29 protein-coding genes and 1 pseudogene are annotated in these 26,810 nt (G+C 71.5%); 15 read left to right on the top strand and 15 right to left on the bottom strand.

The window, feature by feature from the left end:
* A pseudogene (locus ABZ939_RS35975) lies at window positions 1–87 on the top strand (acyl-CoA thioesterase); the annotation flags it as partial.
* A gap of 31 nt (window positions 88–118) precedes the next feature.
* On the opposite strand, the gene ABZ939_RS35970 reads toward ABZ939_RS35975, so the two are convergent.
* Genes ABZ939_RS35970 through ABZ939_RS35960 form a run of 3 tightly spaced genes read right to left on the bottom strand, consistent with a single transcriptional unit; the run spans window position 119 to window position 3,274 of the window.
* Window positions 119–940 (bottom strand): MerR family transcriptional regulator, encoded by an 822-nt coding sequence (locus ABZ939_RS35970; RefSeq protein WP_361864663.1) that lies wholly within the window; start codon window positions 938–940, stop codon window positions 119–121.
* 37 nt (window positions 941–977) lie between these two features.
* Window positions 978–1,634 (bottom strand): leucine efflux protein LeuE, encoded by a 657-nt coding sequence (gene leuE / locus ABZ939_RS35965; protein ID WP_361864661.1) that lies wholly within the window; start codon window positions 1,632–1,634, stop codon window positions 978–980.
* A gap of 59 nt (window positions 1,635–1,693) precedes the next feature.
* On the bottom strand, window positions 1,694–3,274 hold the full coding sequence (locus ABZ939_RS35960; RefSeq protein ID WP_361864659.1) for a methylmalonyl-CoA mutase family protein: 1,581 nt from the start codon (window positions 3,272–3,274) through the stop codon (window positions 1,694–1,696).
* A gap of 249 nt (window positions 3,275–3,523) precedes the next feature.
* Between ABZ939_RS35960 and ABZ939_RS35955 the strand changes: the two genes are divergently transcribed.
* A complete protein-coding gene (locus ABZ939_RS35955; protein ID WP_361864657.1) occupies window positions 3,524–4,366 on the top strand; it encodes a L,D-transpeptidase family protein in 843 nt (280 codons plus the stop codon).
* Between the two features lie 189 nt (window positions 4,367–4,555).
* Here the strand turns inward: ABZ939_RS35955 and ABZ939_RS35950 are convergent, their stop codons facing one another.
* The 6 genes from ABZ939_RS35950 to ABZ939_RS35925 form a co-directional block, all read right to left on the bottom strand.
* Window positions 4,556–5,614, bottom strand: coding sequence for a hypothetical protein (locus ABZ939_RS35950; protein WP_361864655.1), 1,059 nt, complete (start codon window positions 5,612–5,614; stop codon window positions 4,556–4,558).
* Window positions 5,614–6,279 (bottom strand): RNA polymerase sigma factor, encoded by a 666-nt coding sequence (locus tag ABZ939_RS35945; protein WP_361864653.1) that lies wholly within the window; start codon window positions 6,277–6,279, stop codon window positions 5,614–5,616. Before ABZ939_RS35945 ends, ABZ939_RS35950 begins: the two co-directional genes overlap by 1 nt.
* Before the next feature lie 267 nt (window positions 6,280–6,546).
* The gene (locus ABZ939_RS35940; protein WP_361864651.1) at window positions 6,547–7,119 is read right to left on the bottom strand and encodes a hypothetical protein; all 573 of its coding nucleotides are present in this window, start codon (window positions 7,117–7,119) and stop codon (window positions 6,547–6,549) included.
* Window positions 7,116–7,694 carry an RNA polymerase sigma factor gene (locus tag ABZ939_RS35935; protein ID WP_361864649.1) on the bottom strand — a complete coding sequence of 193 codons (579 nt, stop codon included), beginning with the start codon at window positions 7,692–7,694 and terminating at the stop codon, window positions 7,116–7,118. The genes ABZ939_RS35940 and ABZ939_RS35935 overlap by 4 nt, the downstream gene beginning before the upstream one ends.
* Before the next feature lie 117 nt (window positions 7,695–7,811).
* Entirely contained in the window at window positions 7,812–8,255 is a 444-nt protein-coding gene (locus ABZ939_RS35930; RefSeq protein WP_361864648.1) for a hypothetical protein, read from the bottom strand.
* Window positions 8,256–8,374: 119 nt separating this feature from the next.
* A complete protein-coding gene (locus tag ABZ939_RS35925; protein ID WP_361864646.1) occupies window positions 8,375–9,076 on the bottom strand; it encodes a hypothetical protein in 702 nt (233 codons plus the stop codon).
* Between the two features lie 75 nt (window positions 9,077–9,151).
* Here ABZ939_RS35925 and ABZ939_RS35920 point away from each other — a divergent pair, with 75 nt between their 5' ends.
* Window positions 9,152–9,883, top strand: coding sequence for a Clp protease N-terminal domain-containing protein (locus tag ABZ939_RS35920; RefSeq protein ID WP_361864644.1), 732 nt, complete (start codon window positions 9,152–9,154; stop codon window positions 9,881–9,883).
* Between the two features lie 36 nt (window positions 9,884–9,919).
* On the opposite strand, the gene ABZ939_RS35915 is transcribed toward ABZ939_RS35920, so the two are convergent.
* From ABZ939_RS35915 to ABZ939_RS35900, 4 genes are all read right to left on the bottom strand, one after another.
* The gene (locus ABZ939_RS35915) at window positions 9,920–10,468 is read right to left on the bottom strand and encodes a hypothetical protein (protein ID WP_361864642.1); all 549 of its coding nucleotides are present in this window, start codon (window positions 10,466–10,468) and stop codon (window positions 9,920–9,922) included.
* A 58-nt stretch (window positions 10,469–10,526) separates the two neighbouring features.
* Window positions 10,527–11,177, bottom strand: a complete 651-nt coding sequence (locus ABZ939_RS35910; RefSeq protein WP_361864640.1) for a DUF4328 domain-containing protein — start codon at window positions 11,175–11,177, stop codon at window positions 10,527–10,529.
* A 133-nt stretch (window positions 11,178–11,310) separates the two neighbouring features.
* Window positions 11,311–11,913 (bottom strand): DUF4328 domain-containing protein, encoded by a 603-nt coding sequence (locus tag ABZ939_RS35905; RefSeq protein WP_361864638.1) that lies wholly within the window; start codon window positions 11,911–11,913, stop codon window positions 11,311–11,313.
* Between the two features lie 157 nt (window positions 11,914–12,070).
* Window positions 12,071–13,690 (bottom strand): family 20 glycosylhydrolase, encoded by a 1,620-nt coding sequence (locus ABZ939_RS35900; protein WP_361864636.1) that lies wholly within the window; start codon window positions 13,688–13,690, stop codon window positions 12,071–12,073.
* A 238-nt stretch (window positions 13,691–13,928) separates the two neighbouring features.
* Between ABZ939_RS35900 and ABZ939_RS35895 the strand changes: the two genes are divergently transcribed.
* The 7 genes from ABZ939_RS35895 (at window position 13,929) to ABZ939_RS35865 (ending at window position 19,709) form a co-directional block, all read left to right on the top strand.
* A complete protein-coding gene (locus ABZ939_RS35895; RefSeq protein WP_361864667.1) occupies window positions 13,929–14,420 on the top strand; it encodes a 2-oxo-4-hydroxy-4-carboxy-5-ureidoimidazoline decarboxylase in 492 nt (163 codons plus the stop codon).
* A gap of 192 nt (window positions 14,421–14,612) precedes the next feature.
* Window positions 14,613–14,993, top strand: coding sequence for a succinate dehydrogenase, cytochrome b556 subunit (gene sdhC / locus ABZ939_RS35890; RefSeq protein ID WP_352191932.1), 381 nt, complete (start codon window positions 14,613–14,615; stop codon window positions 14,991–14,993).
* Between the two features lie 8 nt (window positions 14,994–15,001).
* Window positions 15,002–15,475, top strand: a complete 474-nt coding sequence (locus ABZ939_RS35885) for a succinate dehydrogenase hydrophobic membrane anchor subunit (RefSeq protein WP_361667817.1) — start codon at window positions 15,002–15,004, stop codon at window positions 15,473–15,475.
* A gap of 25 nt (window positions 15,476–15,500) precedes the next feature.
* Window positions 15,501–17,255: a succinate dehydrogenase flavoprotein subunit gene (gene sdhA / locus ABZ939_RS35880; protein WP_361864633.1), complete on the top strand. Its 1,755-nt coding sequence runs from the start codon at window positions 15,501–15,503 to the stop codon at window positions 17,253–17,255.
* On the top strand, window positions 17,255–18,013 hold the full coding sequence (locus ABZ939_RS35875; protein WP_361864632.1) for a succinate dehydrogenase iron-sulfur subunit: 759 nt from the start codon (window positions 17,255–17,257) through the stop codon (window positions 18,011–18,013). The genes sdhA and ABZ939_RS35875 overlap by 1 nt, the downstream gene beginning before the upstream one ends.
* 81 nt (window positions 18,014–18,094) lie before the next feature.
* A complete protein-coding gene (locus tag ABZ939_RS35870) occupies window positions 18,095–18,610 on the top strand; it encodes a hypothetical protein (protein WP_361864630.1) in 516 nt (171 codons plus the stop codon).
* A gap of 70 nt (window positions 18,611–18,680) precedes the next feature.
* On the top strand, window positions 18,681–19,709 hold the full coding sequence (locus tag ABZ939_RS35865; RefSeq protein WP_361864628.1) for a serine hydrolase domain-containing protein: 1,029 nt from the start codon (window positions 18,681–18,683) through the stop codon (window positions 19,707–19,709).
* A 30-nt stretch (window positions 19,710–19,739) separates the two neighbouring features.
* Here the strand turns inward: ABZ939_RS35865 and ABZ939_RS35860 are convergent, their stop codons facing one another.
* Window positions 19,740–20,282, bottom strand: a complete 543-nt coding sequence (locus ABZ939_RS35860) for a MarR family transcriptional regulator (protein WP_361864626.1) — start codon at window positions 20,280–20,282, stop codon at window positions 19,740–19,742.
* An 86-nt stretch (window positions 20,283–20,368) separates the two neighbouring features.
* Here ABZ939_RS35860 and ABZ939_RS35855 point away from each other — a divergent pair, with 86 nt between their 5' ends.
* Both ABZ939_RS35855 and ABZ939_RS35850 read left to right on the top strand, forming a co-directional pair.
* Window positions 20,369–21,601 carry an MFS transporter gene (locus tag ABZ939_RS35855; RefSeq protein ID WP_361864624.1) on the top strand — a complete coding sequence of 411 codons (1,233 nt, stop codon included), beginning with the start codon at window positions 20,369–20,371 and terminating at the stop codon, window positions 21,599–21,601.
* Window positions 21,602–21,647: 46 nt separating this feature from the next.
* Window positions 21,648–24,119, top strand: coding sequence for a DUF4132 domain-containing protein (locus ABZ939_RS35850; protein ID WP_361864622.1), 2,472 nt, complete (start codon window positions 21,648–21,650; stop codon window positions 24,117–24,119).
* Here ABZ939_RS35850 and ABZ939_RS35845 read toward each other — a convergent pair.
* The gene (locus ABZ939_RS35845; RefSeq protein ID WP_361864620.1) at window positions 24,091–24,894 is read right to left on the bottom strand and encodes an alpha/beta hydrolase; all 804 of its coding nucleotides are present in this window, start codon (window positions 24,892–24,894) and stop codon (window positions 24,091–24,093) included. The genes ABZ939_RS35850 and ABZ939_RS35845 overlap by 29 nt on opposite strands.
* 135 nt (window positions 24,895–25,029) lie before the next feature.
* Between ABZ939_RS35845 and ABZ939_RS35840 the strand changes: the two genes are divergently transcribed.
* From ABZ939_RS35840 to ABZ939_RS35830, 3 genes are read left to right on the top strand one after another with little or no spacing between them, the layout of a single operon-like run.
* Window positions 25,030–25,482, top strand: coding sequence for a hypothetical protein (locus ABZ939_RS35840; protein WP_361864618.1), 453 nt, complete (start codon window positions 25,030–25,032; stop codon window positions 25,480–25,482).
* Window positions 25,483–25,489: 7 nt separating this feature from the next.
* Window positions 25,490–25,918, top strand: coding sequence for a DCC1-like thiol-disulfide oxidoreductase family protein (locus ABZ939_RS35835; protein ID WP_361864616.1), 429 nt, complete (start codon window positions 25,490–25,492; stop codon window positions 25,916–25,918).
* 20 nt (window positions 25,919–25,938) lie between these two features.
* Complete coding sequence (locus ABZ939_RS35830; protein WP_361864614.1) at window positions 25,939–26,730, top strand: TetR family transcriptional regulator; 792 nt, start codon at window positions 25,939–25,941, stop codon at window positions 26,728–26,730.
* Window positions 26,731–26,810: the final 80 nt, after the last annotated feature.

The following is a 26,810-nucleotide window of genomic DNA, read 5'->3' as shown; positions in this document are numbered from 1 at the left end:
TCCCGCACCACCCTCAGCCACATCATGACCAGCCACGACACCAACCTCCTCGGTACGGTGCACGGCGGCGTGATCATGAGGCCGGTGAAGCCGGCCCACCCCTGCACGCCCCGTACGACTACGCGCGGACGACCGGCTCCTGGAGCTCCGTCACCCACTTCGCCGTGTCGTCCGGGCACTCCAGATACAGCTCCCGGGCATAGCCCGCCGAGCGGTAGCCGTTGGCGTCGATCCAGGTGGCCAGGGTCTGGACGGTCGGCAGGAGCTCGTCCATCGGGCCCCGGTGGACGACCGTGGCCGCCTCCTCCAGACCCGGCAGCACCACGATGTCGACGCCCTCCACCTCCGTACCGTCGGGGACGGTCATGCCGGCGTGCACGAGGACCGAGCCGTCAGCGGCGCCCGCGTCCTCGTAGTACGCGATCCCGGGGCCGAACCCGGTCACGCCCGCGGCCTCCAGGCGCGCGCACAACCGCTCGTACAGCGGCTGGATGACCGGGCCGATCTCGCCGGGGCCGAACCCGGCCGCCACCCCGCTCAGCTCGGCGAGCCGCACCGGCGGAACCTTCTTGATCACGACGTCCTGCGTGGACATGTGTCCCTCGCTCTCGATGGCTCGGAGCCGCGCGCCGACCTGCGCCAGCCGTCCCGCCGCCTCCGCCAGGGCCGTCTCCAGCTCGGCCTGGCGCAGCCGCAGCATGCCGCGCAGCTCCTCCGCGCCGAGGTGCTCGTCGAGGATCGACCCCACCTGGTCGAGGGTGAAGCCGAGCTCCTTGAGCGCGATGACGCGGTTGAGGCGGGCCAGCTGGTCCGCCTCGTAGAAGCGGTAGCCGCTGTGCGGGTCGACATGGGCCGGGCGCAGCAGTCCGATGGCGTCGTAATGACGCAGCATCCGGACCGACACCCGCCCGTGCCGCGCGAAGTCTCCGATGGTGAACATGACGCCCCCTACGGAACGGCCTCACACGGTGTCAGGGTCAAGCGGCGCTGCTGAGGGAGAGCTTCGCGGCGAAGCCGAGGAAGAGGGCGCCCGCGGCGGAGGTCGCCCCCGCCGAGAGCCGGCGGCGGCGTCGGAACGCGGCGGCGAGCCGTGTTCCGCCGAATATCAGCATCGTGAGGTAGAGGAAGCTGCCGATCTGCAGCAGGGTGCCGAGCACCAGGAAGGACAGCGCCGGGTAGGCGTAGCCGGGGTCGACGAACTGCACGAAGAACGAGATCAGGAAGAGGATCGCCTTCGGGTTGAAGAGGCTGATGATCAGCGCCCGGCGGTACGGGTTCTCCCCTGCGGTGGCCGGGGTCTGGACGGTCTCCTCGTCGGGTGCCTCGTGCCGGCCGCGCCACATCGACCAGGCCGCCCGCAGCATCCCGTACGCCATCCATGCCAGGTACCCCGCGCCCGCGTACTTCACGATCATGAAGAGCAGGGGGGTGGTCTGGAGCAGCGAGGCCGCGCCGAGGGCGGCCAGCGTCATCAGGACCGCGTCCCCGGTGAAGACGCCGGCGGCCGCCTTGTATCCCGTACGGGTGCCCTTGCGGGCGGCGACGGACAGCACGTACAGCGAGTTCGGCCCCGGCAGAAGGATGATGAGGACGAGGCCCACGAGATACGTCGGAAGATCGGTGACACCCAACATGAAGCGGAGTGTCGCACGTGGGTACGACACTCCGCCCGTCTGTTTCGTATCGCGGAAGATCAGAACGCGTCGGTCGGGACGTACGTGCCCCAGACCTCCCGCAGCGCGTTGCAGACCTCGCCGACCGTGGCGCGCGCCTTGAGCGCGTCCTTCATCGGGTAGAGCACGTTGTCCGTGCCCTCCGCCGCCTTCTTCAGCTCGGCGAGCGCCGCGTCCACGGCCGCCTGGTCGCGCTCGGCGCGCAGCTTGGCGAGCCGCTCGGCCTGCTGGGCCTCGATCGCCGGGTCGACGCGCAGGGGCTCGTAGGGCTCCTCGACGTCGATCGTGTAGCGGTTGACGCCGACAACGACGCGCTCGCCGCTGTCAGTCTCCTGTGCGATGCGGTAGGCGGAGCGCTCGATCTCGTTCTTCTGGAAGCCGCGCTCGATCGCGTTGACCGCGCCGCCCATGTCCTCGACCTTGGCCATCAGCTCCAGCGCGGCCGCCTCGACGTCGTCGGTCATCTTCTCGACGACGTACGAACCGGCGAACGGGTCGACGGTGGCGGTGACGTCGGTCTCGTACGCGAGGACCTGCTGCGTGCGCAGGGCCAGGCGGGCGGACTTGTCCGTCGGCAGGGCGATGGCCTCGTCGAAGGAGTTGGTGTGCAGCGACTGCGTACCGCCGAGGACGGCCGCGAGGCCCTGGACGGCGACGCGCACCAGGTTGACCTCGGGCTGCTGGGCGGTGAGCTGCACACCGGCGGTCTGGGTGTGGAAGCGGAGCATCAGCGACTTGGGGTTCTTCGCGCCGAACTCCTCCTTCATCACCCGCGCCCAGATGCGGCGGGCGGCCCGGAACTTGGCGACCTCTTCGAGGACGGTGGTGCGGGCCACGAAGAAGAAGGAGAGGCGGGGCGCGAAGTCGTCCACGTCCATGCCGGCGGCGACGGCGGTACGGACGTACTCGATGCCGTCGGCGAGGGTGAACGCGATCTCCTGCGCGGGCGAGGCGCCGGCCTCGGCCATGTGGTAGCCGGAGATCGAGATCGTGTTCCACTTCGGGATCTCGGTCTTGCAGTACTTGAAGATGTCCGCGATCAGCCGGAGCGAGGGCTTGGGCGGGAAGATGTACGTGCCGCGGGCGATGTACTCCTTGAGCACATCGTTCTGGATGGTGCCGGTGAGCTTGTCCGCCGGGACGCCCTGCTCCTCGCCGACGAGTTGGTAGAGGAGCAGCAGGAGGGAGCCGGGGGCGTTGATCGTCATCGACGTCGAGACCTTGTCCAGCGGGATCCCGTCGAACAGGATCCGCATGTCGTCGATCGAGTCGATGGCGACGCCGACCTTGCCGACCTCGCCCGAGGAGATCGGCGCGTCCGAGTCGTGGCCCATCTGGGTCGGCAGGTCGAAGGCGACGGAGAGACCCATCGTGCCGTTGGCGATGAGCTGCTTGTAGCGGGCGTTGGACTCCACGGCCGTGCCGAAGCCCGCGTACTGCCGCATGGTCCAGGGGCGGCCGGTGTACATCGAGGGGTACACGCCGCGCGTGAAGGGGTACGAGCCCGGCTCGCCCAGCTTCTCGGCGGGATCCCACCCGTCCAGGGCGTCCGGTCCGTAGACCGGCTCAATGGGGAGCCCCGACTCCGACTCGCGCGCCATCTGTTGTGCCTCCCGATAGACCTACTCTGCGGTACCGACCCTCGCGACGGACTGTAGCGGCGGCCGTGCGGCGGGTGGAGAGCCGCACGCTGGGACCTTCCTCACAGCATGCTCCGCACTTCGTAACAGCATGCTCCGTACTTGCGTCGCGTGCGCAACCAAGCGGACGTGGGAAGCATCCAATAGGTACACAGTCTGATACCCGGGGGGCTTCCGATGCGCCGTTCGTCCGTCATACGCAGAGCACTCATGTCCATGGCCGTCGTGGCACTTGTCACGAGCTGTACGGCCCAGGCGGCCGGCGGCGGAGGCGCGTCGCCCTCGACGACCGGCGCGCCGCCGAGCTCGTCATCGGCCCCGGCCCCGACCACGCCGACGACCGAGCCGGCCGGCACGCCGACGACGGACGACAAGCCGTCCTCCACGCCCAGCTCCTCCCCCACCTCCGCGCAGCCGGCCGCCAAGGTCCTGATGAAGGACGGGGACGAGAGCGAGAAGGTGCGCGAGCTGCAGGCGCGGCTGCGGCAGGTCGGGTACTTCGACCGTGCGCCCACGGGCTTCTACGGCACGATGACCGCGGGCGCGGTCAAGGCCTTCCAGAAGAAGCGGGAGCTGCCGCAGACCGGCTCGGTGGACGAGACGACCTGGCAGCGGCTGGTCGGGATGACGCACAAGCCGACGGCCGCCGAGCTGAAGCCCTCCACGACCAACAAGCTGGACACACCGGACCCGCGCTGCATGACCGGGCGGGTGCTGTGCATCAGCAAGGAGAGCCGGACGCTGGCCTGGATGATCGACGGCAAGGTCGTCTCGTCGATGGACGTCCGCTTCGGCTCCGAGAACACGCCGACCCGTGAGGGCACGTTCCAGGTCAACTCCAAGAGCCGCAACCACGTCTCGACGATCTACCACACGCCCATGCCGTTCGCGATGTTCTTCAGCGGTGGCCAGGCCGTGCACTACTCGTCGGACTTCGCGGCCCGCGGCTACAACGGGGCCTCGCACGGCTGCGTCAACGTCCGTGACCGGGGGAAGATCGCGACGCTCTTCGACCAGGTGAAGGTCGGCGACAAGGTCGTCGTCCACTGGTAGCAGCGGGAGAGCGGAAGGGGCGCGGGTGGGACCGGGGGAACGTGTCCCACCCGCGCCGGGTGCGCGGAGCCGAAGGTACGGGGGGAACCCCGGCTCTCTGCGCGGCCGATGACCAGTCGGCTCACTCAGTACTGCGCCGACGGGCCGAAAAGTGTTACGCCCGCTGTCTCGCCGATGTCACGCCTGGTCCTACGAGCGGTTCTGGGTACGGTCGGAGCCCTTGCCGTGCCCGGTGTCGCGGCCGTCGGCACGCTTGTCGGAACCGTTGTCGGCACGCTTGTCCTCGCGGCCCTTGCCGCCGGCGCCGTTGCCGGTGCCGGCGCCCGAGGACGCTCCCGCTCGATCGCCCTCTCCGGAGGAGCTGTCGTCGCCCTTGCCGTCGCCCGTGCCGCCCGAGGAGCCGCCCGAGGAGCCGCCGGACGGCTCCCTGGTGGCGCCGCTCGTCGAACCGCCGGCCAGGACGCGGTCGCAGAAGCGCCGTACGGTCTCGCCGGTGCGCGCCGACTCCGTGAGCCGGCGCTGGGCGCTGTCGTCGAGTCGTCCGGCGCGGTAGTCCTGACAGGCCTTGAGGGTCTTGGCGGAGAAGGTGTCGCCGCCGCGGGCCGTGGGGGTCGCGGTCTTCCCCGGCTTGGGCGTGGCGTCGTCCTTGTCGCCCGTACCGCCGGAGCCGGCCGTGGCCGGGGGCGTGGAGAGCGAGGGGGACGCGCCGGGGGTCCGGCCCTCGCCCGAGGGAGGCACCGACGGCGTACCCGTACCGAACCCGTCGTCGGGGGAGCCCGAGACGACGGGTTCCGGGATCTCCACGGCCGATACCGAGCCGGCCGGCTCCGGACGATCGGTGTCGAAGGGGAGCATGCCCGTGCCGGCGGCGACGGCGACCCCGCCGACGGCGACGGCGGCGACCGCCGCGGCCAGTCCGTACCGCAGCGAGCGTCCCCACTGCCGGACGGCGGGCACCGGCCGGAGCCGCACTCCGCCGAGTTCCGCGGTGGGCACGAAGGCGGACGGGGACGCGGACGCGGTGACGCGCTCGGCGGTGGCCTTGCGGAAGGCGGCCAGGGCGGCCTCCTCGCCGGGGAGTTCAGCCCGCGCCGGTCCGGCGAGGGGCAGGGACCGGACCGATGCGAGGGCCTGAGCGAGGCGCTCGGCCTGCTCGCGGACGTGATCGTCGACGGCCTCGACCGGCTCGCCGCGCAGCAGTCGCTCCGCGGCCTCCTGGTCGAGCCACTGGTACCGCTCGTCGGCCATCACATGTCCTTCTGCGTACGCGCGCGCGATTGCGTCACACCACCGGGAGCCGAGGCCCCCGGTCGGCGACCGCGCTGCGGCGGTACGCCCCCGAGCGGGGTACCGCTGCCGTCGCCCTCGGAGCCGAGGAGTTCGGCAAGGCGCTTGAGACCGCGGTGCGCGGCGGTCCGTACGGCGCCGGGGCGCTTCCCGAGGGTGTCGGCGGCGCTCTTGGCGTCCAGGCCGACGACGACCCGCAGGACGACGGCCTCTGCCTGGTCCTGTGGCAGTTGGGCGATCAGATTCATGGTGTGGCCGGTGGCCAGTGCCTCCAGGGCCTCGCCCGCGGTGTCGGAGTCCGCGGGCTTGTCGGTGAGTTCGGTCTCGTCGCCGGTCGCGGCGGGTCGTCTGCCCCGCATCCGGATGTGGTCGAGCGCCCGGTTGCGGGCGATACGTGCCGCCCAGCCCCGGAACCGGTCCGCGTCGCCGCTGAAGCGGTCGAGGTCGCGGGCGATCTGGAGCCAGGACTCCGAGGCGACGTCCTCGGCGTCGGCGTCACCGACGAGCGTGCGTATGTAGCCCAGCAGCCGGGGATGCACGGCGCGGTACACAGTACGGAAGGCGTCGTCGTCCCCGTCCTGCGCAGCGAGCACCGCGGCCGTCAGCTCCGCGTCGTCCCCGAGCACTCCCCACCCTGTTCGTCATCACGGCTGGTCACCACCGCCGCACCGTCCGGCGCGCACCAGCACGCTACGTCCTTCCCCGTCACCGCGTCCATGTTCGTCCGGTCTTTGTACAACCTGCAACCTTCGAGGGGGGCAGGACGGTGTGACAGAAAACGCATCCATGGCGCTGTAGGGAGTACGGGGCCGTGCTGCGGCTCCGGCGGACGGCGACCGGGGCCTCTCCTGTGGGGGGTGGCGGCCCCGGTCGTCCTCCTATTCGCCCTCTTTTCAGGGCCTTTGATCCTTCGATCCGGCGCGCTTCGGATCGTGGACCTTGCTCTTCTCGACCTTGGTCTTGAACTTGCCGTTGTCCTTGTCCTTGCCCCTGTCCTTGTCCATGCCTTTGCCGATGTCGGCGTCCGGGTCCCTGCCCATGGTCTTGCGCGTCCGTCTGTCGCGCCGGTCCGGCGCCAGGTCCCCCGCCGTGGGGACGGCCGACGCGCGGGGGCTCGCCTCGGGGGGCTCAGGAGCCTCGGGGTTGTCCTGGACGGGTGCCGGTGCGGGCGGGTCGGGGTCGAGGGTTCCGGACGCCGCCACGGCGACACCGCCGAGGAGGACCGTCGCGGCGACACCGAGCGCAGTGGTCCGCAGGGAACCGCGCCACCGACCCCGTACCGTCACGGACCGCCAGTCGTCCCGCCGTCTGGTGCGGCGCGCCGCGTACCCCGCGCCGTCCCGCGCCGCCCGGAAGGCCTCGCGCGCCCGGGCCTCGCCCGTGTCGGCACCGTCCTGTTCGCGCCGCAGCGCGGCGCTGAGCGCCGCGCTCAGCGCCGCGCCGAGCGGGTCCGGCTCACGTGTCATGTCCCATCCTTCCGCCGCCGCGGCGGCTCCGCGGCGGCGAGCAGTAACGCCAGTCTCCTCAGGCCCCGGTGGCCCGCCGTGCGGACCGCCCCGGGGCGCTTGCCCAGGACGCGCGCCGTCGCCGGTCCGTCCAGGCCGACCACGACCCTCAGCAGCACGGCCTCGGCCTGGTCCCGCGGCAGGCTGCGGACCAGGGCGAGCGCCTGCTCCGTCGACAGCCTCTCCAGGGCCGCGGCCGCCGTGTCGTGACCACCCGGCAGATCCAGGACGTCCTGCTCCAGTAAGGAGGTGAGGGGCCGTCTTCGCTGCCGGCGCAGATGGTCCAGCGCCCGGTTGCGGGCGATCACCGCGGTCCAGCCCCGGAACCCGGCCCCGTCGCCACGGAACCGTCCCAGGTCCCGGGCGATCTCCAGCCAGGCTTCGGAGGCGACGTCCTCGGCGTCCTCGGCGACCAGGCCCCGTACATAGCCGAGCAGTCCGGGGTGGACCAGACGGTAGGCCTGCGCGAACGCGTCCTCGTCCCCGCCCTGCGCGCGCTCGACAAGGATCCCCAGTTCCGCGTCGTACGCGCCCACACTTCCCTCTTCGTGCCGACTCGGCACCGCTCACCGTGCCCATGCCCCCGTGAGGCAGGGCGCGGCGCGCCATCCCCCCTCCCCTTCAGCGCGCGGACCCGTGGAAACGTCACAGCTTCACAGGCAGCGCACAGGTGTCCTGGCCCGGCCGTGCAGCAGCAGGTAGAAGCGCTGTACGGATTCCTCCGGACCTGTCTCGAATCGGTTGACGACCTTTCCGAGGGGGTTCCAGGCCCGCCCGTCGGGCATCCGGATCCCGACGGGCTGCCGGAAGAACTCCCGTTGCCCCTCGTCGAAGTCCACCCATTGCGCCCCGGCCCGGCGCACGATCACCTCTCCGGTGTACGCGCCCAGGCCCTGGAGGATGCGGTCGACGCGGTCGCGGTCGGGCTGGTCGCGACGGAGGCCGTCGACGATCAGGTCGACCAGGCGGAGGCTGGCGACGGAGTAGTCGAGCGGCAGACGGCTCCTGGCCGTGAGCCGTTCGACGACATGGGTCACGTAGGCGCGCATTCCGTCGGCGGACGGCAAGGCCGGCGCGGAGTCGGATTCCTGGTACATGCCAAACCAAGCGACCAGTGGGACGCAAGTGTCACAGGTGACGGAGGTGGCGCTGGTCACACCATGCCCACATCTTGGTCACACCGTCCGACCTTTGGGCACGCCCGGTCACGCGACCCCTACGACCCCCGCACCTCCTCCGGGCCCCGCGGCTCCTCCGAACCCCGCGGTTCGGCGAACCAGCGCCAGGACGTGAGCCGTTCGCGCCCCGGGAGCTCACCGCGGCCGGTGGCCCACAGCAGGGTCGGCCAGCGGTCGGTGTCCGTGGGGGCGTCGGGGAAGAGCCGGAGGAGCACGCGGTCGCACAGGCCGGCCGGCGGGTGGAAGGGGACGCCGAGGCCGGTGGCGACGTCATGGGTGTGCACGAGGATCTCGACGATGCCCATGGCCGCGAAGCCCTCGCCGCCGGAGATTCCGAAGCAGTGGTACGCGCGCCGGTCCGCGGGGACGGTACGGACCAGGGCGGTCAGCATCGCGCCGCAGGACTCGAGGACCTGGAGCAGCCCGGACGTCCCCGCCTCGGGATCGGCGTAGGTGACGTTGGCGGGGCCGCCTTCGCGGCGCCGCTCCCAGAGGAAGGGCACCTCGGTGTCGAGCGGCGCTTCGAGGCCGAGCTGGGCGGCGTAGGCGAAGAGGTCGTCGGCGAGGTGCTCGACGGTCTCCCAGCAGCTCCAGGTCAGGGCACCGGCGGGACGCTGCCAGTCGTCGGTGGTCGTCGTGGCGGCCGCGCCGCGCAGGGTGGTGAGGGAGAGGCGGACGGCGTGCTGGAGGTCGTCGGCGGTGAGGGTGCCGGGGGCGGTGGGGTCGCTCGTCGTCGTCATGGCGATCATCATGGCGCCCCTCGAACTGTCAACCGAAGGTTGACACCCATGGACTGTCAACCTAGGGTTGCCTCTATGACGAAACCAGTCGGCATGACCCATCCCGTCCGGCTCGACGACCTCATCGAAGCGATCAAGAGGGGCCACACGGACGCCCTCGACCAGCTCTCCGACGCGGTCATCGCGGCGGACCATCTCGGCGACGTGGCCGATCATCTGATCGGGCACTTCGTCGACCAGGCACGGCGCTCGGGTGCTTCCTGGACCGACATCGGCAGGAGCATGGGCGTCACCCGGCAGGCGGCCCAGAAGCGGTTCGTCCCGAAGGACCCGGACTCCGAGAAGATGGACCCGAACGCGGGGTTCAGCCGGTTCACCCCCCGGGCCAGGAACGTCGTCATGGCCGCCCAGAACGAGGCCACGGCCGCCGGCAACGCCGAGACCCTCCCCGGCCATCTGGCCCTCGGCCTCCTCGCCGAACCCGAGGGCCTCGCGGGGCTCTGGATGAGCGCGCAGGGTGTGACGCCCGAGCGGCTGCGCGAGGCCGTCACCCCGACGCTGCCGCCGGCGGTCGAGGAGGTGCCCGCGCTCATCCCGTACGACGCCGCGGCGAAGAAGGTCCTGGAGCTGACGTTCCGGGAGGCACTGCGGCTCGGCCACAACTACGTGGGCACCGAGCACATCCTGCTGGCGCTGCTCGAGTTCGAGGACGGCGACGGGGTCCTGACCGGCCTCGGCCTCGACAAGGCGGTGGCGGAGAGGGACATCGCGGAGACGGTCGCGCGGATGGCGGGCCCGAAGGAATGAAGCGAACGGCCGGGGCCCGAGGGGCCCCGGCCGGCGTCAGGCCGTGCGGGCCCGGCGGGAGACGACGGCGCGCAGTACGCGGCCGCCCTCCGTGGAGAGTTCGCGGGCCCGACGCAGACCGGTCGGGCCATGGGCGACCGATTCGAGGACGGTCTCCTGCCGGCGCAGCTCGCCCGCGAGGAGCGGCCCCACCCCGGCGCCGTCCCCGGCCCGGCAGCGCGCGATCGACTCGTCGGTGACCTCGGCCGCGTCGTACCGGCCGTGCAGGGCCAGCGCGGTGACAGAACATCCGGAGGCCCACTCCCGCAGCGGCCCCTCGGCCCACTCGGCGGGCGCGGTGTCCAGCATCCCGCGTACGAGCCCGGCCGTCGCGTCGTTCCCGGCGTCACCGTCCAGCTCGACCCGGGCCTTGGCCATCGCCTCGCCCCACGCCCCGCCGTCGCCGCGTGCGACCGCCGCCCAGACGGGCCGCAGCGCCTCGCCGCCCTCGGGGGCGAGCAGCGGCAGACACCGGTCCAGGCAGGCGAGCCCGGCGGCCGCCAGACTCCGTTCGTCGGCCCGGTCGATCAGTTCCAGCAGGCTCATGGAGGCCTCCCGTTGCGGACGCAGTACTTCCCTTACTGCGCCGCCTGGCGCGATTACGTCACTGCGCGGCCGGAATCATGCCAGTGGCCTTCGCGTGCTGCATAGAGGTCAGACGACGGACGAAAAGAATCGCGAGACCGACGGCGACGATGTCCACGACGGCCGCTCCCATGAGCGCCCCGGCCCCGGCCGCGAACTCCTCGACCGTGTCCGCGTCGTCGTACACCGAGGACGCGAAGAAGTTGCCGATGCCCGTCAGGATCCAGAAGACCCACCACCAGTTGAGCAGGGCCAACGACTCCCCTTCGACCTTGCCCTCGCCGTACGGGTCCCGGCGGCTGGCCCGCCAGGTGCCGGCCGCCACGGTCCGCGGCCACCAGATGTTGGCGATCGGGACGAACCAGGCGCCGATGGCCCAGCCCGGACCGCCCCGGTGCAGATCGGGCGCAAAGACGCCGGCGTTCTTGCGGACCCGGTAGAACCAGATGATGAAGACGACGGCGAGCGCCAGCTGGATCAGCCCCCAGAAGACCGTCGCGACCTCGACGCCCATGTGCGCGAAGCCGGCCGGATCCGGGTGGTCCTTCAGGTCGCCGGTCATCAGCAGCCGTACGTCGATGGCCGCCGCGATGAGAGCGACATCGGCCACGGCGAGCGCCGCGAGCAGCGCCACGACGGCGTACGACAGACCAACGGGATTGCGGAGCATGTCGGAGCGGAACCCCCACGGGTGAGCGGCGCCCCTCCCCGAGGCACCCGGCGACCGGGCGGCCACCGCGGTGGGGAGCGTACTCCGGCCGACTCGACCCCCCTTCGCCGCCGGCGCCCGGTCGCGCTTCCTCCTACCGCGCGGCCGGGAGCACGCCGGTGGCCTTCGCATGCTGCATGGAGGTCAGGCGAGGGACGAACCGGATCGCGAGGACGGCTGCGGCGATGTCGAGGGCGTAGCCGACGAACGACCAGGAGGCCGCGGTGACATACGCGTCGGCGGTGTAGGCGTTGCTGTAGAGCCGCGCCGCGATCCGGTCCACCACCGTGCCGGCGACCCAGAACCCCCACCAGCTGTTGAGCAGCGTCAGCTCGCTCTTCCCGTCGGCGGCGTACGGGGCCAAGCGGCTGGCCCGCCAGATGTCCACGGCGATCCCGCGCGGGATCCACAGGTTGCCGATCGGGATGAACCACCCGCCGATGGCCCACCCCGGGCCCCGGCTCTGCAGGTCACCGGCCCAGACGCCGGCGTTCCTCCGCAGCCGGTGGAACCAGACGATGAAGACGATCCCGGTCGCCACGTACAGCGTGAACGCGATGCTGTAGGTCAGGTCCAGGTCGAGGGGGCCGAACACGGCCGGGTCGTAGCCGCCCGCCGTGGGGTCGGTGAGCAGGACGCGGATGTCGAACACGGACAGCAGGACGTCGAAAACGACGTTGAGGCCGAGCAGGGACACGACGGCATGGGACAAGCCGGTCGGATTGCGGAGCATGGTCGAGCGAACCCCCATGGGTCCACGGCGCCCCTCCCCGAGGCGCCGGGCGGCCTGGCGGCCGCGGCGGAGGGGAAACGTATGCCACGCGGAAGACCCACGTCCATGGGAAAACCGCTGGTCAGCCACGCACCTGCGCCGCCAGCGCCCGGAACTGCTCCCAGCTCGCCGTCGGCTTCCGCGCGTCCCACAGCTTCTGGGCCGTCGCCGTCAGCGGCATCCGGATCCCGTCGGCCACCTGCGCCTGCGTCTGCGCCTGGGGACGGTCGCACCAAACCGCGAACCGGCCGCCCAGGATCTGGGACGCGTACCGCTGCGGCACGGGTGTGACGCCGCGCAGGACCAGCGGGGTCCACTGCTCGTATATCCGGCGCCCGGTGGGATACGTGAACTGGTTCGGCTGGCCGAGGACGTAGTACAGGAACTCGTCGTTGAGGTTCACGACCTTCCGGCCCTCGGCCAGGTACTCGGCCGGCGGCCGGGCCCCGATCTCCTTGCCGGTCCAGTACTCGACCTCGATGCGCCGGTCGGCGCTGACGACCCCGCCCCGGAAGAACCCGTCGTTCCACGCCTTCGCGACCTTGCCCGCCTCGCGGACCACCGCCGCCCGGTCGTTCAGCCAGCCCTCCGCCAGGTCCTGGACGCCCGCCTGCGGGCCGTACTTCTGCCGCGCCGCCGTGGCCAGCTGCGGATAGGAGGCCGCCGGGGAGCGGACGGTCAGCGCCTGGTACTCGTCGGCGCCGACGTGGAACCAGCCGCCGGGGAAGAGACCGGAGTACTCGCGCAGCAGCTCGTCCACGAGCCGCGCCGACGCCGGCTTCGAGATGTCGATGGCGCCCTGGCGCGGGGTCCCCTGGACGTTGCGGAGCTGCAGGTCCGGGTGGGCGCGCAGGACGGCGCCGAGGTGTCCGGGCGAGTCGATCTCGGGCACGACGGTGATGTGCAGGCTCTCCGCGAGCGCGAGGATCCGTCGCACCTCGGCCTTGGTGAGGTGCTCGGCGGAGACGATCTCGGGGTGGGTGTCCGATGCGATGCGGAAGCCCTGGTCGTCGGAGAAGTGCAGACCGAACTGGTTGAGCTTGAGGTCGGCCATCTCGCGGAGCCGGGCCTCGATCCAGTCCACGGTGAAGAACTTGCGGGCGATGTCGAGGTTCAGTCCGCGCTGGGGCTTCGCGGGGGCGTCGGTGACCGTGCCCTCGGGCATCGCGCCGGAGCCCTTCACCGACTGCTTGAGGGTGCGGGTGCCGTAGAAGACCCCCGCCTGGTCGGGGCCGGTGATCCGGACCCGGTCGTCGCGGGTCGTGAGCGTGTACGACTCGGGGGCGCCCTTCCCGCCGAGCGCCAGCTCGACGTCGCCCGCGCGGGCGGCGACGGCGCCCCGGTACGCGATCTTGAGCTCCCCCGCGAGCAGCCGCCCCTCGTCGGCGAGCCCCTCGCTGCCCGGGGCGACGACGACGCCGGCCTCGGATGTGGGGCGCCAGCCCGGGCCGCGGGCCGCCTCGTGGGAGCGGACGGCTGGGACGGTGAGCGGGGCGGTGGAGAGCGGGAACGTCCGGGTGGGGGTGGGGCTCGGTGCCGCGCTCGTCGGCGCGCTGGTGACCGGCGACGGCGTCCCGGCTCCGGACGTGGGGCCGGCCGGGCCGGAGGACGGCCCGTTGGAGCAGGCCGTCACGGTGACCAGTGCCACCGCGGCCGCGAGGAGTGTCGGGCCCGCTTGGGCCCCTCGTATGGCGTACCGCATCACTCGGATCCTCCCTCAGGGGGTCGGATGGGGCCATTCGGAGGCGGGCGCCGACGCCGAAACGTCACGCACACGTTCCGAAACTCTCCCTTCCGGGTGAAATTCGCGCATCCGTCGGACAGTTCTCACCCCTCGTCGATAACGTTGCGTCACACCCACCCCACCATTCCCGGAGTCCACGCTGACCAGCGACACCCGTGCCTCTTCCCGGAACCTGGGCTCCCCCGCCGCTCCCGCGATACCTGCCCAGCAGGGCGGCCCCCGGCACCCCCTCGGTCTCGGGCGCTTCAACGCGGCCCCGGCCGCCGTCGCCCAGGAACTGCTCCTCTCCTGCTGCCACAGCCGCCGCTGGGCCGAACGGGTGACCGCGCACCGTCCGTACCCGACGCTCGACGCGCTGCTCGCCGCCGCCGACGAGGCCGGATACGACCTGTCCCGTACCGACCTCGACGAGGCGCTGGCCGCCGAGTCCTCCGCCGCGCCGCATCCCGACGCCCCGCCCGCCGCGCACACCGCCCTGCGGGCCGCCCACGCCGCGTACGAGAGCAGGTTCGGGCACGCCTTCGTGATCAGCCTGGACGGCGTACGCCCCGGTGAGCGCCTCGACCAGGTCCTGGCCGGCATCCGGTCACGGCTCGGCAACGAACCGGAGGAAGAGCGGGTGATCGCCGCCGACGAGCTCCGCCGGCTGGCCCGCGCCCGCCTCACATTCGGAATCGCCGGCTCGTGATTCCGTCCGGAATGCGGCGATTCCCGCCCAGGCGATAGCCCGTCCGTGCCTCTTTGATCACACCTATGGACCCCGCGCGAGCGAACCGACAAGTCGTCGCTACGATGACCGGGGCCGGTGGACCGTACCCGGCCGGGTCAGACCGACATCGAAGCCGGCCGACCCTGATCCCCGCTCCCGGAGGGTTTTTCCGTGCCGGCTGGAACGCTGTACCGCGGCCGGGAAGGAATGTGGTCCTGGGTGGCTCATCGAGTCACCGGCGTCCTCATCTTCTTCTTCCTGTTCGTACACGTGCTGGACACCGCTCTCGTCCGCGTCTCCCCCGAGGCCTATGACGACGTGGTCGCCACGTACAAGACGCCGATCGTCGCACTCCTCGAGTACGGCCTGGTCGCCGCCATTCTCTTCCACGCGCTCAACGGCCTCCGGGTCATCGCCGTGGACTTCTGGTCCAAGGGCCCGCGCTACCAGAAGCAGATGCTCTGGACCGTCGTGGGCATCTGGGTCGTGCTGATGGCGGGCTCCATCTACCCCGTCCTCGGCCACGCCGCACGTGAACTGTTCGGGAGCTGACGCCAGACATGTCTGCTGACACCACTTCCGCGATCGGTCCCGTCGAGGGCGCCTCCTACGACGTGGACAACCCGGCCCCGTACATCGAGGCCCCCCGCAAGCGCACCGGCAGGACGCCGCGGGCGACCCGAGGCAACTTCGAGATGGCCGCATGGCTCTTCATGCGCCTCTCCGGCATCGTCCTCGTCGTCCTGGTCCTCGGCCACCTGCTGATCCAGCTCTTCCTCGACGGCGGCGTCTCCAAGATCGGCTTCGCCTTCGTGGCCGGCCGCTGGGCGTCCCCGTTCTGGCAGGTCTGGGACCTGCTGATGCTCTGGCTCGCCATGCTGCACGGCGCCAACGGCCTCCGCACGGTCATCAACGACTACGCGGAGCGGGCCAACACGCGCCTGTGGCTCAAGGGCCTGCTGTACACCGCCACGGTGTTCACCATCCTTCTGGGCACGCTGGTGATCTTCACCTTCGACCCGAACATCCGCTAGGCACGGGGCTGAGGTAATCCACGTCATGAAGATCCACAAGTACGACACCGTCATCGTCGGCGCCGGCGGCGCCGGCATGCGCGCCGCCATCGAGGCGACGAAGCGCAGCCGCACCGCCGTGCTCACGAAGCTCTACCCCACCCGCTCCCACACGGGCGCCGCGCAGGGCGGCATGGCCGCCGCGCTGGCCAACGTGGAGGAGGACAACTGGGAGTGGCACACCTTCGACACGGTCAAGGGTGGTGACTACCTGGTCGACCAGGACGCCGCCGAGATCCTGGCGAAGGAGGCCATCGACGCCGTCCTCGACCTGGAGAAGATGGGTCTGCCGTTCAACCGGACCCCGAACGGCACCATCGACCAGCGCCGCTTCGGCGGTCACTCGCGCAACCACGGCGAGGCCCCGGTCCGCCGGTCCTGCTACGCCGCGGACCGCACCGGCCACATGATCCTCCAGACGCTGTACCAGAACTGCGTCAAGGAGGGCGTGGAGTTCTTCAACGAGTTCTACGTCCTGGACCAGCTGATCACCGAGGTCGACGGCGTCAAGAAGTCCGCCGGTGTGGTCGCGTACGAGCTGGCCACCGGTGAGATCCACATCTTCCAGGCCAAGGCCGTGATCTACGCCTCCGGCGGCACGGGCAAGTTCTTCAAGGTGACCTCCAACGCGCACACGCTGACGGGTGACGGCCAGGCGGCCTGCTACCGGCGCGGTCTGCCGCTGGAGGACATGGAGTTCTTCCAGTTCCACCCGACGGGCATCTGGCGCATGGGCATCCTGCTGACGGAGGGCGCCCGTGGTGAGGGCGGCATCCTCCGCAACAAGGACGGCGAGCGCTTCATGGAGAAGTACGCGCCGGTCATGAAGGACCTCGCGTCCCGTGACGTCGTCTCGCGCTCCATCTACACGGAGATCCGCGAGGGCCGCGGCTGCGGTCCCGAGGGAGACCACGTCTACCTGGACCTGACGCACCTTCCGCCGGAGCAGCTCGACGCCAAGCTCCCGGACATCACCGAGTTCGCCCGTACGTACCTCGGAATCGAGCCGTACACGGACCCGATCCCGATCCAGCCCACCGCGCACTACGCCATGGGCGGCATCCCGACCAACGTCGAGGGTGAGGTCCTGGCGGACAACACCACCGTCGTCCCGGGTCTGTACGCGGCCGGCGAGGTCGCCTGTGTCTCCGTGCACGGCGCCAACCGTCTGGGCACCAACTCGCTGCTCGACATCAACGTCTTCGGCAAGCGCGCCGGTATCGCGGCCGCCGAGTACTCCGCGAAGTCCGACTACGTGGAGCTGCCGGAGAACCCGGCGACGTTCGTCGAGGAGCAGGTCGAGCGGCTGCGCAACTCCACGGGCAACGAGCGGGTGGCCGACATCCGCCGCGAGCTCCAGGAGACGATGGACGCCAACGTGATGGTGTTCCGCACCGAGCAGACGATCAAGACGGCCGTCGAGAAGATCGCCGAGCTGCGCGAGCGCTACCTGAACGTCTCCGTCCAGGACAAGGGCAAGCGCTTCAACACGGACCTCCTCGAGGCCATCGAGCTGGGCAACCTGCTCGACCTGGCCGAGGTCATGGCCGTCTCGGCCCTGGCCCGCAAGGAGTCCCGCGGCGGTCACTACCGCGAGGACTACCCGAACCGCGACGACGTCAACTTCATGCGCCACACCATGGCGTACCGCGAGGTCGGCGACGACGGCTCCGAGACCGTCCGTCTCGACTACAAGCCGGTCGTCCAGACCCGCTACCAGCCGATGGAGCGTAAGTACTGATGGCTACCCCCGTACTGGACAAGGTCGAGGCGGACTCCGCCGCCTCCCCGTACATCACGGTCACGATGCGGATCCGCCGCTTCAACCCCGAGGTGTCGGACGCGTCGGTCTGGGAGGACTTCCAGATCGAGATCGACCCGAAGGAGCGTGTGCTCGACGCCCTCCACAAGATCAAGTGGGACGTCGACGGCTCGCTGACCTTCCGCCGCTCGTGCGCGCACGGCATCTGCGGCTCGGACGCGATGCGGATCAACGGCAAGAACAGGCTCGCCTGCAAGACGCTGATCAAGGACATCAACCCCGAGAAGCCGATCACGGTCGAGGCCATAAAGGGCCTCACGGTGATGAAGGACCTCGTGGTCGACATGGAGCCCTTCTTCCAGGCGTACCGGGACGTCATGCCGTTCCTGGTCACCAAGGGCAACGAGCCGACGCGTGAGCGTCTGCAGTCGGCCGAGGACCGCGAGCGCTTCGACGACACCACCAAGTGCATCCTGTGCGCCGCGTGCACGTCGTCCTGCCCGGTCTTCTGGAACGACGGTCAGTACTTCGGCCCGGCCGCCATCGTCAACGCGCACCGCTTCATCTTCGACTCGCGTGACGAGGCGGGCGAGCAGCGCCTGGAGATCCTGAACGACAAGGACGGCGTGTGGCGTTGCCGCACGACGTTCAACTGCACGGACGCCTGCCCGCGTGGCATCGAGGTCACGAAGGCGATCCAGGAAGTGAAGCGCGCGCTGATCACGCGTCGTTTCTGACACCCTTTCCGGGGCAGTGGCCCGCTTCTGTACGCTGCGGCGTGCAGGAGCGGGCTTTTTCTTTGTGGAGAGCGGGGACTGATGAGCGAGCCGAACCCTTACGCGGACGGCGAGTACAAGTGGGGGCCGGAGCAGCAGGCCGGGGCGCCCGGGTACGGATACCCGCAGGCGGGGGTGCCGGGGCAGGGGTACCAGCCGACCCTTCCCGGTGCGCCGATGCCGCCGCAGCATCCGCCGGTGGTTCAGGGCGGCGGTGCACCGCTGCTGAGCCTGGGCGACATCACGGTGATGGGTGATCAGATCATCACGCCCGCCGGGAACATGCCGCTCAAGGGGGCGGTGTGGAACGCGATGGACATGTCGCGTACCGAGGAGAAGATCCCGACGGTCGCGATCGTGCTGGCGATCATCTTCTTCGTGCTGTGCCTGCTGGGTCTGCTCTTCCTGCTGATGAAGGAGAAGCAGACGACGGGCTTCATCCAGGTCACGGTGACCAGCGGCGGCCGGCACCACGCCACGATGATCCCGGCGACCGGGCCGGACACCATCCACTGGGTGATGGGCCAGCTCAACTACGCACGCTCGCTGAGCATCTAGGGGGCGCGTCAGGGGCCGACCAGGGTCGTCCCCGATGGGCCCGGCGATCATCCGGCGGGATGCTTGATCCATGACGAACTCACGGATCAGCAAGGCGCGTTGGACGGTAGCGGTGGCGGGTCTCGCCCTCGCCGGAGTGGTGGGGGCGACCGTGCCCGCAGCGGCGGCGGCACCCCCTGCGGTGACCGCGGTCGCCGCGCAGCACGGACACGTCGACCCCGTCGCCCTGCGCGCGGCGCTCGCCGGGCTGCCCGACGACTACGTCCGGGGTGCCATGATCCGGGTGACCGGGCGCGAGGGCCGGTGGACCGGGACCGCCGGGGAATGGACGCGGCCGGCGGAGGCGCCGTTCGCGATCGGCAGCATCACCAAGCTCTTCACCTCCACCGTCGCGCTCCAGCTCGTCGGCGAGGGCCGACTGGCCCTGGACGACACCGTGCAGGAACTGCTGCCGGGGCTGCTGCCCGCCTCGTACGAGCCCATCACCGTCGGACAGTTGCTCAGCCACACCAGCGGTCTGCAGAAGCCGGAGTGCGTCCGGCCCGGGACCCCGGTGGAGGTCGTGACCTCCGCGGTCTCCTGCGGGACCCCCACTGCCCCGGGGAAGACCGTCCAGTACAACGGCATCAACTACTTCATCGCCGGTCTCGTCGTCGAGAAGGTGACAGGCCGGTCGTACGCCGAGGAGGTCCACGACCGTGTGCTGCGGCCTCTCGGTCTGCGCCACACCTCCCTGCCCGCCGACGACTGGGCCTGGGCCGAGGGCGGGATGGTCTCCACGGCCCCCGAACTGACGCGTTTCATGAACGCCCTGATGCGCGGTCGGCTGCTGCGCCCCGCCGAGCAGAAGCTGCTGTTCACGACACCGTCGGTGCCCGACGCGAGCTTCAGCTACGGCGGCCTGACGCGCACCCGGCTGCCGAACAACGGGCCTCTGGTCTGGGGCAAGACGGGAACGAACCGCGGCTACACGTCCGGGGTGTTCGCCACGCCCGACCTGCGCCGGGTCCTGGTGTACTCGATGCTCCCGACCGGAAAGAACGGCGACGAGGAGTTCAAGCGGATCATGCGCATGGCCCAGGCCGCCTTCAAGGGCTAGGCGGCGGGCGGCGCAGCCGTACCGAGCGGCTCAGCCGTGCAGGGGCCGGGCACCGGCGGCGTCCTGCTCCGCGGCCAGCATGATCCGGCGGAGCATGTCGTTCAGCAGGGTGCGTTCGTCCTCGTCGAGGACGCCGAGCAGGCGGTCCTCCTCGTGGCCGAGGACGTCCATCGCGCCGAGCCAGGTCTCGCGGCCCGAGGCGGTGAGCTCGACGACGACCCGGCGGCGGTCGGTCGTGGACGGCGTGCGTCGGACGAAGCCGCGCTTCTCCAGGGCGTCGAGGCGGCCGGTGACCGAGGCCGGTGCGAGGTCCAGGTCCTGGGCCAGGTCGGAGGGTGCGGCGCTGCCGCCGCGGCCGGCGAGCTTGTGGAGCGTGTCGAACTCGTGGCGCTCCAGGTCGAAGTCGACGAGTGACTGTTCGCGCACCCGCCGCAGATGGACGGAGAGCTTCTTCATACGGGTGACCGCGCCCTCCACGACAGGGTCGAGGCCGGGCAGCACGGGCTGCCACTGCGCCACGTGCTCGTCGGTCCAGTCCCGCTGCGTCGGGCCCTCGGGCTCGGTCGACTCCATGGGTCGATGGTACGTCCGCACCCGGATTCCTTCGACACCGAATATTTCGTTGACGAATTATTCGGTACCGAAATACTCTCGCCGTCATGCCCGCCGTCCCCTCCGACACGGAGCCCGTGTCCATGCCCTCCGCCGTCCCCCACCCCCTGCGCACCCGCTCCTTCCGACTGCTCTTCACCGGCCGCACGCTCTCCCTGCTCGGCGACGCCGCCATCCCGGCCGCCCTCGCCATCGCCGTCTGGGAGGCCACCGGATCGTCCTCCGCGCTCGCGCTCGTCCTGGCCTGCGCGATGGTCCCCAAGCTTCTCCTGCTGCCGGTGGGCGGAGTCGTCGGCGACCGCTTCAACGCCCGTACCGTCGCGCTGACGACCGATCTCGTCCGTTGCGCCACCCAACTCCTCGTCGGGGTCCAGCTGCTGAGCGGTGAGCCGTCCCTCTGGGTCATCGCCGGCGCCGAGGTCGTCGGGGGTGCGGCCGGCGCGTTCTCGATGCCGACCGGGGCCCCGCTGGTCAAGGGGACCGTCGCCCCCGAGGCGCTCCAGCGCGCCAACGCCGCGATGGGCATCGCCCAGAGCGCCACCCGTATCGGCGGGCCGGCTCTCGCCGGCACGCTGATCCTGACGGCGGGCGCCGGCTGGGCGTTCGTCCTGGACGCGGCCACCTTCGCGGTCAGCGCCCTGCTGCTCCTCGCCGTACGGGTGGAGCGGGTGCCGATCCCCCGCCGCTCGCTGCGGGCCGACCTCAGAGAGGGCTGGCAGGAGGTCAGGTCCCGCGACTGGTACTGGACCAGCCTCGTCGGCCACAGCGCCTGGAACGGCGCCGCCGCCGTCCTGATGACCCTCGGCCCGTCCATCGCCCTCACCCAGCTCGGGGGCACGGCCGTCTGGCTGGCGTTCCTCCAGACCGGCGCCGTGGGCCTGTTGCTCGGCTCGCTGCTCGCCCATCGGGTACGCCCCCGGCGCCCGGTCCTCACCGCGAACCTCGGCCTCGCCACGTACGCCCTGCCGCTGCTCCTGCTCGCCCTCCCCGCCCCCGCGCCGGTGACCATCGCCGCGTACGGGATCGCCCAGGCCGGCCTCGGCTTCCTCTCCCCCGTCTGGGAGACCGCCGTCCAACAGGCGATCCCCGCCCACACCCTGGCCCGCGTCACCTCCTACGACTGGCTGCTCTCCCTGGCCGCCATGCCGCTCGGCTACGCCCTGGCCCCGCTCGCCGCCTCCGCCTGGGGCCCGGAGGTCCCCCTGGTCGCCGCCGCGGTGCTGGTGGGCGGCTGCTGCCTGGGAACGGCTCTGGTGCCAGGGGTACGGAAGTTCACCTGAGGGGGCCACGGCGGCGCTGTCAGTGCGGTCCCCTACCGTCGTACGCATGGTGGGGACCACAAGCCTGGAGAACGGGCTGAACGCAGCGCTGGAGTCCGACCGGCCGGACCGGTCGGAGCGGGTTCGGGACTTCCTGGACGCGCTGGACACGGCGGGGCGGCGGGAGAGCGCGCTGCTGCTCCAGCGGCGGATGTGCCGGCACCCGGATCCGGTCGTGGCGGGCGCTCTGGACCACCTGGCCGGTCAGGCGCTCGGCTGGTCGACGGCGGAGGCGGACGTGCTGCTCGCGCGGCTGCAGGGGAAGGACGCCGCCGTCGCCCCGCACGAGTTGGAGGCGTCGTTCCGGGCGCTGCTGCCGATCGCTCTGTCGGCTGCGGAGCAGGCCGAGGAGTTCGACCGGCCCCGGCTCCGCGCGCTGCGCGGGATCGCGGAGAGCCTGTGTGTGGACGCGAGCGACGAGTTCTCGCGGATAAGGGACCGGATCGACGCGCTGCTGCGCCGCGAGACGCCCGTCGTCGAGGGCCGGCTGCCCCGTGACGTGCTCGACGCGCTGGACGACTACGGCCCGGCGATGCGGGCCACGCACGCGGACCTGCTCGGGGGCCGGGGCGCGGCAGCGTTCCTCGCGCACTGCGCCCTCGTGGACAGGGTCAGGGCCACCCCGGCCTGGCGCAGACGCGCCTCGGCGCTCCTGGCGGAGACCGAGGCCGGTGCGGAGCTGGTGCGGCGGCTGTTGGAGGGGATCGCCGCCCAGCCCGAACACAAGCTGTCCGATCTGGACCCGCTGCGGATGAGCGGCTGGGGCATCGCGGGCGAGAGCAACACCCGCCTGGTGCGCGGGCTGTTGTGGGCGGCGCTGGACCTTGACGTGGACTGGGCGGCCCCGCTGGCCGGCGCCGTCGCGCTCCACGCGGGCACGGGGCTCGGCGGCTCCGGCGGCTCCGGCGGCGACTGCCGTAATCAGCCGCTCGCCTCGGCCACCGTCGCCGTCCTCGGCGAGTTCGAGGGCCGCCGGGGCGAGCAGGCCGTCCAGTGGCTCGGGCGCGTCAAGGGCACGGTGCGCAACCGTACGGTCCTCAAGGCGGCCGCCAAGGCCCTGGAGAGCGTCGCCGGGCGGGCCGGGCTCACCCCGTCGATGCTGCGCGAGCGCGGCACGCCGGAGCACGGGCTCGACGGGCGCGGGATGCGGGAGGAGGCGCTCGGGGAGTACACGGCGGTGCTCTCCGTGCAGGAGCCGGGCGTGGCCTCGCTCTCGTTCCGGGGTCCCCAGGGCAGGGTGCTGAAGTCGGCGCCGAAGACGGCCCGGGAGCGGTACGGCGAGCGACTGGCGCCGCTCCGCACCGCGTTGAAGGAGCTGCGGGCCCTGCTGGCCGTGGAGCGGACCCGGCTGGAGGAGCATCTCGCGGCGGGTACGACCTGGCCGGTGGAGGACTGGGAGCGGTACTACATCGACCACCCGGTGACCGGTGCCGCCGCCCGCGCGCTGCTGTGGGAGGTCGCCCCGGACGGCGGCGGGCGCTGGACGGCGGGGCTGCCGGAGCGGACGGGCGGCGGCTGGGCGCTGGCCGGCGCGGACGGCACCGCGACCCCGGTGGGCCCCGGGGCCCTGCTGCGGCTGTGGCATCCGGTCCGCGCGGACGGTGAGGAGGTCTCCGAGTGGCGGTCCGAACTGACGGGGCGGGAGCTGCGCCAGCCGTTCCAGCAGGTCTTCCGCGAGGTGTACACGCTCACGCCCGCCGAGGTGGCGACCGGGGCCCACTCGCACCGGTTCGCCGGGCGCACCCTGCGCTACGGCCAGGCAAGGTCGCTGATGGCCGAGCGCGGGTGGGGCGGGGACCCTCTCGGGTACTTCTCCGGCGGCGCCTCCTCCGAGATGGTCCGGGAGCTGCCCCGGCCGGGTGATCTCCCGGCTGCCGAGGGCCTGTTCTGGCGCGCCCGGTTCCTCGTCGAGCTGCTCGACGCCGGCAGCCCCGCCGGAGGGGTCGCGTATCTCTGTTCCACGGACCGGGTCCGCTTCGAGCGCCGCGCGGCCTCCGCGGGGGCGCGCGGCCCCTGGGAGGAGGCCGCGCTGACCGACGTACCGGCGCTGGTGCTGTCGGAGGCGCTGCGGGACGTCGACCTGTTCACGGGGGTGGCGTCCGAGGACCGGACCGCGCCGACCGAGTCGGCGTGGATCCGCCGGGAGTCGCTGGCCCGGCTGCTGCCGCGGACCCGGATCGCGGACCGGGTGGAGCTGACGGACCACTTCCTACGGGTGCGGGGCGAACTGCGCGCCTATCGGATCCACTTGGGCTCGGGCGATGTCCTGATGGAGCCGACGGACGAGGTTCTGCGCATACCGGTGGGCCGGGAGGCCGGGGCCGCCGACGGAGGCGGTGCCGCGGGCGAGAAGGTCTTCCTGCCGTTCGAGGAGGACGGCGGCCTGCTGTCGGTGATCCTCTCGAAGGCGTTCCTGCTCGCCGCCGACGCGGGGATCACCGACCGCACGATCACGGAACCGATACGCCGGACGCTGTAGCCGCCCCTTCGCCGCCCTCCACGGTCAGATACTCGACGAGCAGCCCGCTCACCTCGTCCGGGCGCTCCAGGGCGGGGAGATGGCCCGCCCAGTCCAGATCGATGTGCTGGCTGTCCGGCAGGAGGTCGGCGAGCCGTCGGGAGATCGCCCGGAAGTCGGGTACGTCGTGCCCGCCGGAGACGATCAGGCACGGCACGTCGATCCCGGCCAGGTCGTCCGCCTTCACACCGGCGTCGACCGGGTGGAACTCCTCGGGAGCGGCGAGCTGTACGTCGAAGGCGCGCCGCTGCATCACGCGTACGCGCTCGCGCGCCTCGTCCCCGGCCTCGGGGCCGAGCCAGGTGTCGACGTTGAGCGCGACCGCGCCGTCGAGGTCGCCCGCCTCGAGCAGCTCGTCCTCGCGCCGGCCCCAGGCGCGCAGTTCGTCGCTCGCTTCGAAGCCGGGCATGCCGGCACAGAGCAGGACGAGCGCCGAGACCCTGTCGGGGTGCCGGACGGCGGTCTCCAGGGCGACCTCGCCGCCGAAGGAGGAGCCGACGAGGGCGGCCCGCTCGACGCCGAGGGTGTCGAGGAGTTCCACGACGTCGTCGCAGTGGGTGTGCGGGCGGTCGATCGGGGTCTCGCCGAAGCCGCGGAGGTCGCAGCGCACCACGCGGTGCCCGGCGGCGACCAGCGCCGTGAACTGCGCGTCCCACATCCTCCGGTCGCAGACGCCGGAGTGGAGCAGGAGGACGACGGAAGGGCCTTCACCGGCCAGGTCATGAGTGAGCATCACGCGCCACTCTAGGCGCACGGCACGACGTCCGCCCACCCCTTTCCCGCACCCTTCCGACCCTCGCTTGAACATGTTCAAACGAGGGTCTACAGTCATGACCGCCAGCTTTTGAACGCGTTCAAGGGAGGGTGGGGCATGGACCTCACTGTCGTCGCGTACATCGTCTACCTGCTGATCAGCGTGGCCCTGACCGTCTGGGTCGCCCGCACCCTCAGCCGCAACGGAAGGATCTTCCTCGCCGACGTCCTGCACGGGAACGAGAAGCTCGCCGAAGCCGTGAACCACCTCCTGGTGGTCGGGTTCTACCTCGTCAACTTCGGCTTCGTCGCGCTCTATCTCAGCCAGGACGAGGCCGTGGCCGACGCCCGGTCCCTCTTCGAGGCCCTCTCGGTCAAGCTCGGCGTGGTCCTCCTTGTCCTCGGCGTGATGCACCTCGGCAACGTCTGGGTCCTCAACAAGATCCGCCGCCGGGGCATGATGGAGCGCGAGCAGGTCCCGCCGGTGCCCCCGCAGGGCTGGACCCAGCAGGCAGGCCGCGGCCCCTGGGCGCCGCCCGCTCCGGGCGCGGGCGCCGGCGCCGGGGCGTGAGCCGGCCATGACGACGCCGACCGGACGACCGACCACACCCGTGCACCGCCTGACCGTGCTGTACGACGCCGACTGCTCGCTCTGTGTCCATCTGCGGCACTGGCTCCTGCGGCAGCGGCAACTCGTCCCGCTCGACCTCGTCCCGGCCGCCTCCCAGGAGGCCCGGCGCCGCTTCCCCGGCCTCGACCACGAGTCCACCCTCAAGGAGATCACCGTGATCGGTGACCGGGGACAGATCTACCGCGCCACCTCCGCCTGGATCGTCTGCCTCTGGGCCCTGGCCGACCACCGGCCCAAGGCCCACTGGCTGGCCACCCCGGCCGGGCAGCCGTTCGCCCGGGCGACCGTCCTCGCCGCCGCCAAGTGGCGCGAGGCGATCAAGGGCGCTCCCGCCTGCGAGGACGGGACGTGTGAGCTGCCCGGCGCGCCCGGATAGGCTCGGGCACTGTGAAGGACGTGAAGGCAGTGCAGCCCGCCGAGCCCGCCGAGCCCGCCGCCGACGGGGCGAAGGCCCCGGCCAAGGCCGCGAAGAGCGAACAGACCCGTACGCTCATCCTCGAAACCGCCCTCCGGCTCTTCAAGGAGCGCGGTTACGACAAGACGACGATGCGGGCCATCGCCCAGGAGGCCGGGGTCTCCGTAGGCAACGCGTACTACTACTTCGCCTCCAAGGAACACCTCGTCCAGGGCTTCTACGACCGGATCGCCGAGGAGCACCAGGCGGCCGTCGAAGACATCCTCGACAGCGACGAGAAGGACCTCACGGCACGCATCCGCGGGGTCCTCCTCGGCTGGCTCGACATCGCCGAGCCGTACCACGAGTTCGCGGCCCAGTTCTTCAAGAACGCCGCCGATCCGGACAGCCCGCTCAGCCCCTTCTCCCCCGAGTCGGAGGGCCCGCGCGAGGCGGCGATCGAGGTCCACCGGAGGGTCATCTCCGGCGCCGCGGTGAAGATCGACCCCGAACTGGCCGAACCGCTCCCGCAGTTGCTCTGGCTCGAGCAGATGGGCCTGGTGCTGTTCTGGGTGTACGACCGCTCCGAGGGATGCGCCAACAGCCGCCGCCTGGTCGACCGGCTCGCACCGGTCACCGCCCGGGCGATCTCACTCTCCCGCTTCCGGCTGCTGCGCCCCCTGGTCCGCGAGACGCACGACCTGCTCGCCGACTTCATGCCGACGGCGGCGGGCATGGCGGCCTCGGGCATGCCCAAGCGGGCGGCGGCGAAGACCCCCAAGGCGAAGGGCTGACAGGCTCGCCGCCGACGCGGCCGCTGCCACGGGCCGCCCATGCGGGGGCCCCGAGTCGGTACGCGACTCGGCCGCCCATG

Origin of the sequence: Streptomyces sp. NPDC046712, assembly GCF_040645695.1 — a bacterium.
Taxonomy (GTDB): domain Bacteria; phylum Actinomycetota; class Actinomycetes; order Streptomycetales; family Streptomycetaceae; genus Streptomyces.
The sequence above is the reverse complement of the archived record's forward strand: the minus strand, read 5'-3'. Positions and strand labels throughout refer to the sequence as shown.